This is a genomic window from Streptomyces sp. NPDC001568, assembly GCF_042893755.1.
Taxonomy (GTDB): Bacteria; Actinomycetota; Actinomycetes; order Streptomycetales; family Streptomycetaceae; genus Streptomyces.
This window is the reverse complement of sequence record NZ_JBIAVF010000036.1, coordinates 13,003-26,413: the sequence shown is the minus strand read 5'-3', so window position 1 is coordinate 26,413 and position 13,411 is coordinate 13,003. Positions and strand designations below refer to the sequence as shown.

12 protein-coding genes are annotated in these 13,411 nt (G+C 73.5%); 3 read left to right on the top strand and 9 right to left on the bottom strand.

Annotation, left to right across the window (positions count from 1 at the left end; translation table 11 throughout):
* Window positions 1–369 precede the first annotated feature (369 nt).
* A complete protein-coding gene (locus tag ACFY0I_RS39175) occupies window positions 370–993 on the top strand; it encodes a M23 family metallopeptidase (protein WP_388904551.1) in 624 nt (207 codons plus the stop codon).
* 67 nt (window positions 994–1,060) lie between these two features.
* Here the strand turns inward: ACFY0I_RS39175 and ACFY0I_RS39170 are convergent, their stop codons facing one another.
* From ACFY0I_RS39170 to ACFY0I_RS39140, 7 genes are all read right to left on the bottom strand, one after another.
* Window positions 1,061–2,281: a LamG-like jellyroll fold domain-containing protein gene (locus ACFY0I_RS39170; RefSeq protein WP_388904550.1), complete on the bottom strand. Its 1,221-nt coding sequence runs from the start codon at window positions 2,279–2,281 to the stop codon at window positions 1,061–1,063.
* 108 nt (window positions 2,282–2,389) lie between these two features.
* A complete protein-coding gene (gene cseC / locus ACFY0I_RS39165; protein ID WP_388904549.1) occupies window positions 2,390–3,706 on the bottom strand; it encodes a two-component system sensor histidine kinase CseC in 1,317 nt (438 codons plus the stop codon).
* Entirely contained in the window at window positions 3,703–4,413 is a 711-nt protein-coding gene (gene cseB / locus ACFY0I_RS39160) for a two-component system response regulator CseB (protein ID WP_388904548.1), read from the bottom strand. The genes cseC and cseB overlap by 4 nt, the downstream gene beginning before the upstream one ends.
* A 13-nt stretch (window positions 4,414–4,426) precedes the next feature.
* Entirely contained in the window at window positions 4,427–5,080 is a 654-nt protein-coding gene (locus ACFY0I_RS39155) for a hypothetical protein (protein WP_388904547.1), read from the bottom strand.
* Window positions 5,081–5,145: 65 nt separating this feature from the next.
* Window positions 5,146–5,706 (bottom strand): SigE family RNA polymerase sigma factor, encoded by a 561-nt coding sequence (locus ACFY0I_RS39150; RefSeq protein ID WP_281209186.1) that lies wholly within the window; start codon window positions 5,704–5,706, stop codon window positions 5,146–5,148.
* A 216-nt stretch (window positions 5,707–5,922) separates the two neighbouring features.
* Window positions 5,923–6,828 carry an A/G-specific adenine glycosylase gene (locus ACFY0I_RS39145; protein ID WP_281209185.1) on the bottom strand — a complete coding sequence of 302 codons (906 nt, stop codon included), beginning with the start codon at window positions 6,826–6,828 and terminating at the stop codon, window positions 5,923–5,925.
* Between the two features lie 29 nt (window positions 6,829–6,857).
* On the bottom strand, window positions 6,858–7,463 hold the full coding sequence (locus ACFY0I_RS39140; RefSeq protein ID WP_388904545.1) for a phosphatase PAP2 family protein: 606 nt from the start codon (window positions 7,461–7,463) through the stop codon (window positions 6,858–6,860).
* Window positions 7,464–7,686: 223 nt separating this feature from the next.
* On the opposite strand from ACFY0I_RS39140, the gene ACFY0I_RS39135 reads away from it, so the two are divergent.
* The gene (locus ACFY0I_RS39135) at window positions 7,687–8,451 is read left to right on the top strand and encodes a hypothetical protein (protein ID WP_388904544.1); all 765 of its coding nucleotides are present in this window, start codon (window positions 7,687–7,689) and stop codon (window positions 8,449–8,451) included.
* A gap of 48 nt (window positions 8,452–8,499) precedes the next feature.
* On the opposite strand, the gene disA is transcribed toward ACFY0I_RS39135, so the two are convergent.
* On the bottom strand, window positions 8,500–9,624 hold the full coding sequence (gene disA, locus ACFY0I_RS39130; protein WP_281209182.1) for a DNA integrity scanning diadenylate cyclase DisA: 1,125 nt from the start codon (window positions 9,622–9,624) through the stop codon (window positions 8,500–8,502).
* Window positions 9,625–9,859: 235 nt separating this feature from the next.
* Window positions 9,860–11,275: a DNA repair protein RadA gene (gene radA / locus ACFY0I_RS39125; protein ID WP_388904543.1), complete on the bottom strand. Its 1,416-nt coding sequence runs from the start codon at window positions 11,273–11,275 to the stop codon at window positions 9,860–9,862.
* Between the two features lie 148 nt (window positions 11,276–11,423).
* Between radA and ACFY0I_RS39120 the strand changes: the two genes are divergently transcribed.
* Window positions 11,424–13,319 carry a hypothetical protein gene (locus ACFY0I_RS39120; protein ID WP_388904541.1) on the top strand — a complete coding sequence of 632 codons (1,896 nt, stop codon included), beginning with the start codon at window positions 11,424–11,426 and terminating at the stop codon, window positions 13,317–13,319.
* Window positions 13,320–13,411 lie beyond the last annotated feature (92 nt).

Here is a 13,411-nt window from a genome sequence, read left to right as displayed (position 1 = left end):
GAGTGGGTGTGGGCAGGGTGGGCAAGGGGGTGGACAGGGCGTGGGGGAAGGGGTGTTGGTCGTGGTGACCCGGGTCTCAGTGGGGGGTGGGGGCCGGTGACAAGCCGCACAGAACAAATCGGACCTACTAGGACCTCTCGTAGATTTTGACGTCCCTTTTGTCCACCTCCAGGCCCAGCCTGGGAGGCGTCAACAGGAAGCTTGTCCTCCGGTTCGCTACGAGTCCGGGTAGTAACGGGGACGTTTGGGGAAGTCCGGGGGCTCGGGTTACCAAGGTGGAGCAAGCCCGGCACCGACGGCTTCACGCCGCAGAGCCGGGTCCTTTCTTGCCCGATTCACTTCCTTGTCCCCGGCCCCGGAGGTCTCCACATGTCCGCGAACCGCGTCAGCACCCGTCGTACCCGTCTCGCCGTCGTCGCCACCGGACTCGGTGCGGTGCTGGCTCTCGGGGCCGGAGCGAACGCGGCCTTCGCCGACACGGCGCCGGCCGCCGTCTCCGGCACCGCCGAACTGGTCGCCGTCCAGGCCCAGGCGCAGGCCAAGGCCGCCGCCAAGGCCGCCGGTGGCAAGAACACCACCTGGAAGAAGCCGGTCAAGCGCTACACGCTCTCCGCGACCTACGGCAAGGGCGGCAGCATGTGGTCGCACAAGCACTCCGGCCAGGACTTCGCCGTCCCCGTCGGCACCCCGGTGGCCGCCGCTGCCGCCGGCACCGTCGTGAAGGCCGGCCCGAACGGTGGCGGCGACGGCCCCGCCTACGGCAACGCCATCGTGATCAAGCACGCGAACAACAAGTACTCCCAGTACGCGCACCTGTCGAAGATCCAGGTCAAGGTCGGCCAGAAGGTCGGCGCCGACCAGCGGATCGCGCTGTCCGGCAACACCGGCAACTCCAGCGGCCCGCACCTGCACTTCGAGATCCGCACCACCCCGAACTACGGCTCGGCCATCAACCCGGTGACCTTCCTGCGCAACGCCGGCGTCAGCCTCTAAGGGATCGTCGACGCCGCGCCCGCCCCAGGGGCCGTACGGGCTCCGGGGGGCGCATGCCGGCAGGGGATCAGATCAGCCACGCGTGCGTCGGCTTGGTCCTCTTGTCGAGCTTGTTGTTCTTCAGCCCCGTGATCTGCTCCTGGCCCAGGGCCTGGCCGAAGACCCGGATGTGGTCGAGCGGCCCGTCCCACGCCGCGCTCCAGATGCCGTGGTGGCGCGCCCGGCCCAGCTGGAGCGGCCCGGGGCCCGCCCAGATGCCCGAGACCTGCGCCTGGCCGACCATCTTGTCGTCCACCCAGAGCGCGATCGTCTTCTTCTCCGCGTCGTACGTGCCCGTCAGCAGGGCCCAGTTCCGGACGGTCTCCACGTTGTCCGCGACGACCTGCTGCGCCGTCGCCGCCTGGCCCTTGTCGCCGGTCTGCACGCGGAACACCCAGGCCTTCTTGCCGTTGACGACCTCGAAGCCCAGCTCGAACGAGTACGAGACCCCGTCGCCCTGGCTCACCGCCATCCGGGAACCGGTCTCGGCCACGTTGTAGGCACGGGTCGAGACGGTGAAGCTCTTCGTGACGTCCACGGCCGCCTCGGCGCCCTGGGCGTACGAGTCGTCCGTGCCCTTGAACCTGACCTCGGTCCGCTTGGAGAGTTCACCCAGCGAGGCGCCGGGGCCCAGGGCGATGCCCATCCGACCGTTGCGGTCGCGCAGCAGGTTCGGCTCGCCGGCCACCGTGGGGGAGTCGTCCTCCGGGGTCTTCGACTCGGGGGGCTCCGAGGACTGCTCCGAAGGGCTCGGTGAGCCCGAGGCCGCCGCCGTCGGCTTGTCCGTGGGTTCCCCGGACCCCTTGAGTAGGAAGAACGCCGTACCCGCGGCCACCAGCACCACGGCCAGCGACCCGATCCCGACGGTCAACAGCCGCCGCTTGCGCTGCTGCGCCTCGCTGCGGTCGGCCATCGCCTGCCAGTCCGGCTGCGAGGACGAGGCGAAGGACTCCGGCGCGGGTCCCGGCCCCGGACCGAACGGCTCCGCCGGCGGGAACGGTTCCGCGGGCGCGAACGGCTCCGCCGGCGGGAACACCCCCAGCGGCCGGCCCGGCTGCGGCTGCCCCTGCGGGGGCTCCTGCTGGTACGGATTCGGCTGCGCGGGCCCCGGCACGCCGGAACCGGGCTGCCCCGAGCCCGGCCGGCCGCCGTACCCGCCGGGTATCCCCTGCGGGAATCCGTAGCCGCCGCCGCTCCCGGCGGCGGGGTCGGGCTGGGGGCTGTGCGGGCGATCCGTACCGTCAGTCATGGCACGGATGCTAAAACATCGCCGCGACCGAACGAACGGCCGATGGTTCCGATCCGGTCGCGATCCGCCCGGGCCCGCGCGGACCCAGGGGCGCTCCGGCGCCCCAACTCACCCCGGCAGCTTGATGATCGGGAAACTCCCCGTCGCCGTCGGCGCGTGCTCCGGCAGCCACAACACCGCCACCGCGCCCGCCGACGCCCCCTCGCCGTCGGCGCCGCCCGGCGCCGCGACGTTGCGGAACGTCAGCCGGGCACCCAACACCCGCGCCTGGCCCTCCGCGATGGTCAGGCCCAGCCCGTGCCCGACGCCCGCCCGGTCCGTCGACCCGGTCCGGAAACGGCTCGGGCCCTCCCGGAGCAGGGCCTCGGGGAAGCCCGGCCCGTGGTCCCGGACGCGCACGACGCGGCCCTCGATGTCGACCTGGATCGGCGGTTGCCCGTACCGCGCGGCGTTGGCCAGCAGGTTGCCGAGGATCCGCTCCAGCCGGCGCGGGTCGGTGCTGACGATCTCGTCCGCGACGATCCGTACGCCCGCCTCGGGCATGAGCGACGTCACCCGCCGACTCACGAACTCGCCCAGCGCCACGTCCTGGAGCTCGGCCCGCTCGGACGCGCTGTCCAGCCGGGCCACCTCCAACACGTCCTCGACCAACGCCCGCATGGCCTGTGCCCGGTCCCGTACGAGCTCCGTCGGCCGGCCCGGAGGCAGTAGTTCCGCCGCGGTGAGCAGGCCCGTGACCGGGGTCCGCAGCTCGTGCGCGATGTCCGCGGTGACCCGCCGTTCCGCCTCCAACCGCTGCTGGAGGGCGTCCGCCATGGCGTCCACGGCCCGCGCGAGGTCGTCCGTCTCGTCCCGTACGACGCCACCGACGGCGTCCCGCACCCGGACCTCGGGGTCCCCGTGCGCCACGCGCTGCGCGGCGGCCGCCGCCTTGCGCAGGCGGCGCGAGATCTGGCCGCCGATGAGCACGCCGAGCGCCGAGCCGCCGATGACGACGGAGAGGGAGCCGACCACGAGGGCCTGGTCCAGGTCGCGCACCATGTTGGCGCTCTCCCGGAAGGGGTGGTGCAGGGAGAGCACCTGCCCGTTGCCGAGCGGGACGGCGGCCCACACCTCGGGCGCCTTGCGCGGGTGCTCCTGCACGTAGGTGCCGCGTCGACCCGAACGGGCCTTCTCCCGCAGCTGCGGGGGCAGTTCGGGGTCGTTGAGCTTGGCCCCCCAGATGGGCTTGCGGCCCATGTCGGCGTTGCGCGTGGCGATGTACTGGACGCGTTCCAGTTCGGCGTCGCGGGCGCTCTCCAGCATCGACACGCGGGCAGCACTGTGCACGACCAGGCTCAGCGCGACCGCGGTGAGGGCGCCCACGGCGGCGATGGCGAGTGTGATCTTCCAGCGGATCCCCGTACGGAGGGTGAAGCGCCTCATGCCTTCAGCTTGTATCCGAAGCCCCGGACCGTCTCGATCCGGTCCTGACCGATCTTGGTGCGCAGTCGTTGGACGTGGACGTCCACGACGCGGGTGTCGCCGCCCCAGTCGTAGTCCCAGACGCGTTCCAGCAGCCGGTCGCGGGAGAGCACGGTGCCGGGCGCGGAGGAGAACTCCAGCAGCAGCCGCATCTCGGTCGGCGTCAGGGCCACGGCGGCGCCCGCCCTGCGGACCTCCATGCCCTCGGTGTCGACCTCCAGGTCGCCGAAGGAGAGCACGCCCCGCTCCCCGGCAGCCCCCTCGCCGCCGCCCTGGCCGCCGTTCTGCGGTCCGCCGGCGTGCCCGAAGCGGCGCAATACGGCGCGGATGCGGGCGACGAGCACGGAGCCGTCGAAGGGCTTGGTGACGTAGTCGTCGGCGCCCGCCTCCAGCCCGAGGACGACGTCGATGGAGTCGGCGCGCGCCGACAGCATGATCACGGGGACGGTGGACTCGTCGCGGATGCGGCGGCACAGGCTCACGCCGTCCATCCCCGGGACCATCACGTCCAGCAGGGCGATGTCGGGCCGGTCGGCCCGGAAGGACTCCAGTCCGGACAGCCCGTCGGGCATGGCGGTGACCACGAACCCGTCGCGCTCCAGCGCCAGGGTCGTGGCCTCGCGGATGACGTCGTCGTCCTCCACGAACAGCACATGGGTCTCGGCCATGCCCAGCCTCACTTCAGTTCTTCTGCGTCAGGGCCGGTGCGGGCTGTCCGCCGCCGTCGACCACGTTGCTGTACTCCGTGTGCACACGGTCCTGCTCGGTGAACTTCTCCCCGTTCCAGCGGTACGTGATCACGTCCTCGCCGGAGGGGTAGGCCAGGGCGTCGCCCTTGCCGTAGACCTGTTTGATGAGCATCAGGTCGCCCCGGTCGATCTCCGCGTAGACGGGGGACTGTTCGTCCGTGAACACATTCTCGTACTTCCCGCCGTCGGCCCGGTACACGTACGAGCCGAGCCCGAGGGCGTCCGCGCACGACAGGACGTTGACGACGACGTCCACGGAGCCGCCGCCGGTGACCTTCCCGTAGCTCACGTCGATCGGGTACTCCTTGCCCGTGCAGGGCTTCAGGTCCCGTTTGACGGCCGGGCTGACCTTGGGGTCCGCCTTGAGGAGGGCCACCGCGTCGACCTTCTTGAGGGGGCTGCCGGACGCCGAGGCGGGCGCGTTGCCGGGCGGGACGGGGGCGGTGTCCGCGCCCTCGGAGGGCCGGGCCGTCCTGGCCACCTGGTCCGTGTGGGCGGGGCCGCCGTCGCGCAGCCCGCTGCCGCCGGTGGAGCAACCGACCGCGAACAGCACGGTGCCGACGAGGACGACCGTCCCCGCCGACACCAGTACGAGCGGCCCCCTCCCGGCGCGGGCCGGGGGGGAGCCTCTGTCACTCAGGTCTTGGCCGTTCAGGCCGCGCACCGCTCCCGCCCCTCGTACCGGCTGGTGTGGTCGCCGCGTTCGAGCGCGCGCATGTCCAGGTCACGGCTCTCCAGCTCCTGCCGGAGCCGGGCCAGTGCGCGGTGCAGGGTGCTCTTCACGGTTCCCGTCGACATCCCGAGCGCCGCGGCCGTCTCCTCGGTGCTCATCTGCTCCCAGTGTCGCAGGACGACCACACTGCGCTGCTTGGGCGCGAGCACCTTGAGGATGTCCATGAGGAGGGCGCGGTCGGCGCGCTGGTCGGAGCCGTCCTCGACGGACGCGTCGGGGAGCTGCTCGGTGGGTACCTCGTCGAGCTTGCGGGCCCGCCACCACTCGGTCCGGGTGTTGATCATGACGCGGCGCAGGTAGGCGTCGGCCAGGGACTTGTCGGCGATGCCGTCCCAGCGGCCGTAGGTGCGCACGAGGGCCGTCTGCAGGAGGTCCTGGGCGTCCGTGGGGTCCGGGACCAGGCGCCGGGCACTGCGCAGCAGCGCGTCCTGCCGGGTGCGTACGTACTCCTCGAAACCGAGCACCTCGCCGTGCGCCATCTCTGACCGCCTCCGCTGCCGTCCAACCGTCTCCGCCGTCTTACGGATCCGAAGGTACGGAGGGGTTGTCACGGCACTGTGCGGGTGAGCCTTCGGTGGACGCACGGACAGCCGTAGGTTGTGTAACAGTGCCGTTGAGCTGCGGTTTCCCGGCTCGAAGCGGAATGGTTGAGTCAGCTACGAGCCGGGTTCGAGGAGTGCGCGACCGCCGCGGATTCAGCTCTGCGGCAACCGGTACATGCCCTGCGCGAGCGGCTCCACCAGTCCGTCGGAGACCAGTCCGTCCAGCGCCCGGGCCCGTTGCACCGGTTCGTCCCAGACGGTGTCGAGGACCGCCTGCGGAACCGCGCCGACCGCCTCGCGCAGGACCGCCAGCAGTTTGCCGCGCACCTGCCGGTCGGTGCCGGCGTACGTCTGCCCGCGCCGCGGCGGACCGTCGTGCGCGGGCTTCCCGGCGAGCCGCCACGCGCACAGTCCCGCCACTGGGCAGCGGACGCAGTCCGGGCTCTTGGCGGTGCACACCAGGGCGCCCAGCTCCATGGAGGCGGCCGCCCAGCGGGCCGCCGTCCCCTCGTCCTCGGGCAGCAGGGCGCGGGCGAGGCGGCGTTCGGCGGCGGTGGTGGCGTTCGGCGGGTACTCGACCCCGGTCGCGGTGCGGGCGAACACCCGGCGCACGTTGGTGTCCAGCACCGCGTGCCGCTGCCCGTACGCGAAGGAGGCCACGGCGGCGGCCGTGTACTCGCCGATCCCGGGCAGCGCCAGCAGCTGCGCGTGCTCGCGCGGTACGTCGCCGCCGTGCCGTTCCGTTATCGCGACGGCCGCGCCGTGCAGGCGCAGGGCCCGTCGGGGGTAGCCGAGCCGCCCCCAGGCGCGGACGGCCTCGCCGGGGGCCTCGGCGGCCAGCGCGGCCGGCCGGGGCCACCGGGCGAGCCACTGCTCGTACACCGGCAGGACCCGGCTGACGGGTGTCTGCTGGAGCATGAACTCGCTGACCATGACCCCCCAGGGGCCGGCTTCGGGCCGGCGCCAGGGCAGGTCGCGGGCGTGCTCGTCGAACCACGCGATGACGGGGGAGTGCAGCGCGTGGGAGACGTCGGGGGAAGGAGTGGTGGATGCAGTCATGGCAGACGGCATCCTGGCACGTTTCGGGCTCAGCGCGCCGGGCCCGGCCCGGTGAACCAGACGGCCACGGGGGCTCGGCTCGCCCGTACGGCGGCCACGAGCCGACTCATCACACCGGCCAGGGCGACCATCAGCAGGGCGCCGAGCGAGACGCCCAGCAGCAGGCCCATCGCCACGTCGTGCGGGTAGTGCACCCCGACGAAGACCCGGGAGAAGGCCATCAGCACGGCCAGCGGCAGCGTCCACACGGCCAGCCGGCGCGCGGCCATGGCCAGGCCCACGGCCGCCCCGCCCGCGATGGCGGAGTGGTTGCTCGGGAAGGACCAGTCGCCGTAGGGCGGGCAGGCGATCAGTGAGGCGGCGGCCCCGGCGACGGCGCGGCAGGGCCGTTCCTCGTCGACGGTCGACTTGACGGTCTCGGAGGCGACGTAGGTGAGGGCGGTGACGAGCGGCGCCAGGACGGCGAGCGCCACGGTCCGGTCGTCGTGCCCGCGCGAACGCCACCAGACGGCTATGAAGAGCACACCGAAGAGCAGGAGCCCGTATTTGGTCTCGGCCTCGAACGCCGACTGCACCCAGGGGGGCGTGTCTCGGGCGAAGTCGGTGATGTCGCGGTAGAGGTCGGAACTGTCCATGGTCACAGACCGTACTCAAGGCCGGATCATGGTCGCATCAGACCCTTGGCCGGAACTTTGCGATCCGCTCTGCTCCCGCAGGATGATCATCGGCAAAACCTGCCGGTTGTGCGGCATGGGGGGCGCTGATCGCGGCGCGAGTTCTCGTAAGGTTCGGTGCGTGGGATCTATGCGCAATCCGGTCGGGCCGCTCCCCTCTTCCATCTACTGGCGACGGAGGGCCGTGTTGGCGTCCGTTGTGGCGCTCCTCGCCCTCCTCGCCGTATGGACCGTCAGTTCCGGCGCGGGCAAGTCGAGTACGAACGGCAAGGGCGGGGACGGCTCCGGCCCGCAGGGCACGATCACGGCGGGTCCGTCCCCGTCGGGTCCGGCGATCAGTCAGGCCCCGGGCGGACGCGTCGAGTCGAGCGCGGGCTCCGGCACGGGCTCCGGCGCCGACGGCGGCGCGGGCAGCGCCGGCAAGAACGGCGAGCCCGGCGGCGGCAACGGCTCGGGCGGCAGCGCCGGTTCGGCCGGCTCCGCGGGGTCGGCCGGCTCGGGCGGCGCCGGTGGCGGGGCGCAGGTGCCGGCGGACTCCCCGCTGCCCACCTGCCCGGCGCCTTCGCTGCGGTGGGAGGTCAAGAGCGTCAAGAACGAGTACGAGACGAACGAGAAGCCCCGTCTCGAACTGCTCGTCCGCAACACCTCCGGCAGCACCTGCAAGGTCGGACTCGGCCCGAAGCAGGCGGTCCTGACGATCATCCAGTCCACCGGCGCCAAGGCCGTCTGGTCCTCCGGCGACTGTCCGACGGGCGCCGCCGACGTGTTCTTCCGGGTGCCGGCGCAGGGCGAGACGAAGCAGTCCCTGGAATGGGACCGCAAGTTCAGCGCCGCGGACCAGTGCCAGACGCCGCCGGCGGGCAGCGCGACCCCCGGCACCTACATGGTCGAGGTCAAGGCCCCGGGCATGCCGGTGGCGCAGGCGTCCTTCGTCCTGAAGCAGGACTGAAGCAGGACTGACGGGGGCGCCTCGGCGGCGCCTGGGGCGTCGAGGGGGTCAGACGTAGCGTTCGAGGATGGAGGACTCCGCGAGGCGCGACAGGCCCTCGCGGACGCTCCGGGCGCGGGCCTCGCCGACGCCGTCCACCGTCTGGAGGTCGTCGACGCTCGCCGCGAGCAGCTTCTGCAGCCCGCCGAAGTGCTCCACCAGCCGCTCGATGATCGCCCCCGGCAGCCTCGGCACCTTCGCCAGCAGCCGGTAGCCGCGCGGCGAGACCGCCGAGTCCAGGGTCTCGGGGGAGCCCGTGTAGCCGAGGGCCCGCGCCACGATCGCCAGTTCCAGCAGCTCCGGGTGCGTCAGCGCGTCCAGCGCCGGGAGCGCCTCCTCCACCGTGCGGGAACGCTTCGCCGTCGGTTCCGGGACGTAGTCGCGGATCACCAGCTCCCGCTCCTGCTCGATACCGACCGTCAGCTCGTCCAGCTGGAGCGACAGCAGTCGCCCGTCCGTGCCCAGTTCGACCACGTACTCGGCGATCTCGGTCGCGATCCGGCGGACCATTTCCAGCCGCTGGGCGACCGCGGTCACGTCGCGGACCGTCACCAGGTCCTCGATCTCCAGCGCGGAGAGCGTTCCGGCGACCTCGTCGAGGCGCAGTTTGTACCGTTCCAGCGTGGCCAGGGCCTGGTTCGCCCGCGACAGGATCGCCCCGGACTCCTCCAGGACGCGCCGCTCGCCGTCCACGTAGAGCGCGATCAGGCGCATCGACTGCGACACCGACACGACGGGGAACCCGCACTGCTTGGACACGCGGTCCGCCGTGCGGTGCCGGGTGCCCGTCTCCTCGGTGTGGATCGACGCGTCCGGCACCAGCTGCACGCCGGCCCGCAGGATCTTGGTGATGTCCTTGTCGAGGATGAGCGCGCCGTCGAGCTTGCAGAGCTCGCGCAGCCGCGTCGCGGTGAACTCCACGTCCAGCACGAAACCGCCGGTGCACATCGCCTCGACGGACTTGTCCATGCCGAGGACGATGAGCCCGCCCGTGTTGCCGCGGACGATCCGCTCCAGGCCGTCACGCAAGGGCTGACCAGGTGCGACCGCGCTCAGCGAGGCGCGCATCATGGCCTCCTGCTTGGAGCTCGCGCCCGACTTGCCGGATGCTGCTGCCCCGTCCTTGGCTGCCACTGCACTCCTCCGGTCGCGGGTCGTACCGCCCCGCGCCACGGGCACGAGGGCGTGCGGACGGCCGGGCGGACCAGCGCAAAGTCTACCGGCGCGGGCTGTGCGCCCGCCGTGCCTTGGCCCGTACCCGTGCCGCGGATGCCTTCGCACGGCCCCTGACCTGCTGCCCCGCCGGTTGGCGGACCCTGGGATTCCGCTCCGGGTCGGTGTTCGGGGGCCATCGGCCGGCGGGGCCGCGCTACTCCGCCCCGCGCTCCTTGGCCGACGTACGGGAACGGCCGCGCGGCAGCGCCCGCAGCGCCTCGCCCATGTCCGCGACCTCCGTCACCTTCATGCCCGCCGGAACCTTGCCCGGGTCCGCCGGCACCAGCGCGTGCGTGAAGCCCAGCCGGTGCGCCTCCGCGAGCCGGCGCTGCACGCCGGTCACCCGCCGCACCTCACCCGCGAGGCCCACCTCGCCGATCGCCACCAGGTTCTTCGGCAACGGCACGTCACTGGCGGCCGAGGCCAGCGCCAGTGCGATCGCCAGGTCCGCGGCCGGCTCGGTCAGCTTCACCCCGCCGACGGTCGCGCTGTAGATGTCCCGCTTGCCCAGCGCGGTGATCCGGCCGCGCTGCTCCAGCACCGCCAGCATCATCGAGACGCGCGAGGTCTCCAGCCCGGACGTGGTCCGGCGGGGGGAGGGGATCTGCGAGTCGACGGTCAGCGCCTGCACCTCGGCGACCAGCGGACGCTTGCCCTCCAGGGTCACCGTCAAACAGGTCCCGGGCACCGCCTCGGCGCGCCGGGTGAGGAAGAGGCCGCTCGGGTCGGCGAGCCCGGTGATGCCCTCGTCGTGCAGCTCGAAGCAGCCGACCTCGTCGGTGGCGCCGTACCGGTTCTTCACGCCGCGCACCAGGCGCAGCCGCGCGTGCCGGTCGCCCTCGAAGCTCAGCACCACGTCGACCAGGTGCTCCAGCAGGCGGGGGCCCGCGATGGCCCCGTCCTTGGTGACGTGGCCGACGAGGATCGTGGACATGCCCCGTTCCTTGGAGGCCCGGATCAGCGCCCCGGCCACCTCGCGCACCTGGGCCATGCCGCCGGGCGCGCCGTCGATCTCGGGGGAGGCGATGGTCTGCACGGAGTCCAGGACCAGCAGGGAGGGCTTCACGGCGTCGAGGTGGCCCAACACCGCCGACAGATCGGTCTCGGCGGCGAGGTAGAGGTGGTCGCTGAGGGCGTTGATCCGGTCGGCCCGCAGCCGCACCTGGCTCGCCGACTCCTCACCGGTGACGTACAGGGTGCGGTGGTCCCCGTTGGCCGCCTTCGCCGCGACGTCGAGCAGCAGCGTCGACTTGCCGACGCCCGGCTCCCCGGCCAGCAGGACGACGGCCCCGGGAACGAGGCCGCCGCCGAGCACGCGGTCCAACTCGTCGACCCCGGTGCTGCGGGCCGTCGCCGTCCGGCCGTCGACCTGACCGATCGGCAGCGCGGGCGAGGACACGCGCCCGGCCGCGGTGGTCCGTACGGCGGGGGCGCCGCCCATCTCCTCGACCGTCCCCCAGGCCTGGCACTCCGGGCAGCGCCCGAGCCATTTCGCGGTCGTGTAGCCGCACTCGGTGCAGCGGTAGGACGGCCGGTCCTTGGCGGATGAACGAGCGGTGCGGGCAGCCATGCGCCCACGGTAGCGGCAGGCACCGACAACGCCGGGCGGAGCCGGTCGTCAGGGCGGCTGTCAGCGCAGTGGCGATCTGTTCACCCGTAAGGACTAAAACTGCTGAAGGCTTCCGGGCCGTCACCGGCGCGCCGCCTACGGTCGCCAGGTGAACAGCAGCAACCAGCGACACCCCGCATCGCGCACCGGCGCACACCGGGCGCACGGGCGCACGCCCGCCGCGGGACCGACGGGGAGCGCGCGCGCCCCTGCCGACGGGGCTGCCGAGTGGCCCGAGGGGACGGGTCCCGAGCGGACGGGCGCGGCCGGTGCCCCGGACGCCGTCGTCGAGCAGCCGGTCCCACCGACCCCACCGACCCCGGCGACCCCGGCGACTTCACCGCCGGAGCCGACCCAGCCGCCGCCCTTCCGTCACGAGCCCTACCTGGACGGCCTGTTCACGTACTGCCTGTCGGTGCTCTGCGACCACGACGCCGCCACCGACGTACTCGGTGACGTTCTCGCCGTCGCCCAACGGCACCCCGGGCGCTGCCCGGACGAGGGGGAACGGCGTGCCTGGCTGTACGCCCTCGCCCGCTGGGCCTGCCTGCGCCGGCTCGCCGAGCAGCGGCGCGCACGCCAAGGGGCGCATTCCGCTCGGCGTGCGCCGGAGCACGGTGACCCCGCCCATGCGCCGGAGGAGCGGCGCGGGCTCGACGTCAGCGCGTACCGCCGTACGGAACTGGCCCGGCTCGCCTGGCCCGAAGCCGCCGGCACCACCCCCGAACAACGCGAGGCCCTCGAACTCGCCGTCCGTCACCGCCTCGGCGTCCCCGAACTCGCCTCCGTCCTCGGCACCGCCCCCGCGGCGGCCCGGGAACTGTTGTCCGGGGCCGCCTGCGAGGTCGAACGCACCCGCGCCGCTCTCGCCGTCGTCGAGACGGGGAACTGCCCGGTCGTGTCCCGGCTCACCGGCGACGACGGCGACGGGGGCGACGGCAACGTGCTCCTGTCCAGCTCCCTGCGTGCCGAACTGGTCCGCCACGTGGACGACTGCCCGCGCTGTCGCCGCGCCGCCGAACGCGTCGGCGCGGGCGCGCCCTGGCCCGGCACCGGCGGCGTCAACGCCGCGCTCCCGCTCGTCCCGGCCCCCCGCCCCGCCGTCCACGCCGCCATGCTGCGCTCCGGACGCCGCCGGGGCGGCCGCCCCGGCCCGCGGTTCGACCGGACCGGCTTCCCCATGGACCCCAAGGACCGCGCGGCCCGCCGCGACCGGCTCCGGGCCCGGGCCGTGACCACCACCGTCGTCGCGACCGTCGTCGCCGCGCCGGTCATCGCGCTGTGGGCCGCGTACCGCGGTGCGCCCAGCACGGGCGAACCCGTCGGGGGCGAGGGCACCCGGATCTCCGCCAGCGAGTCCGACATTCCGCTGCCGTACGCCGACGGCCGCACGCTCACCGCCTACGAGAACACCGGCAACACCGCCCACACCACCGGCGAGCCCGGCTTCGCCCCGGGCGCCGCCGGCCCCGACGTCTCCGTCGAAGTCATCAGCGTCGGCCAGCCCCCGACCCCGGAAGCGGCCGGTCCGGGCAGCCCCGGCCGGCTCACCGCGTCCGCCACGACCCGGGGATCCGTCACCCTGCTCACCCTCACCGCCTCGGGCGGCAGCCCCGTCGACTGGCGGCTCTGGTCCGACGCCCCGTGGCTGCGGGCGAGCCGGACGGCGGGCACGATGCGGCCCGGAGAATCGGTCACCCTGCGGATCACGGTGGACGCCGCCGCCCAGCCCGTCGGCGCCTGGAGCGCCCGGGTCGGGGTGGACCCGGCCGGCGCGGTCGTCTCCATCCAGGGTCGGGGCCGCCCGGCCCCCGCCCCGGAGCCCCCGCCGGCGCCCGCACCGACCCCGACGCCCACCCCGGAGCCGACCCCGACGCCCACGCCGACGCCGACCCCCACACCGACGCCGACCCCGACGGACCCCGGCACCCCGACCCCGACGCCGGAACCCACCTCAGGAGGAACGGTTTCCCCCGACCCGGGCCCGGCGCCGTCCGGGGGGTAGCGGGCCGGTCGGTGCCCGTCGTGAGGCCGGGCCCGGCGTCGGGCCGGCTGCCGTGCCGGGGCGTGGGTCGGGCCGGCAGCCGTGCCGGGCCG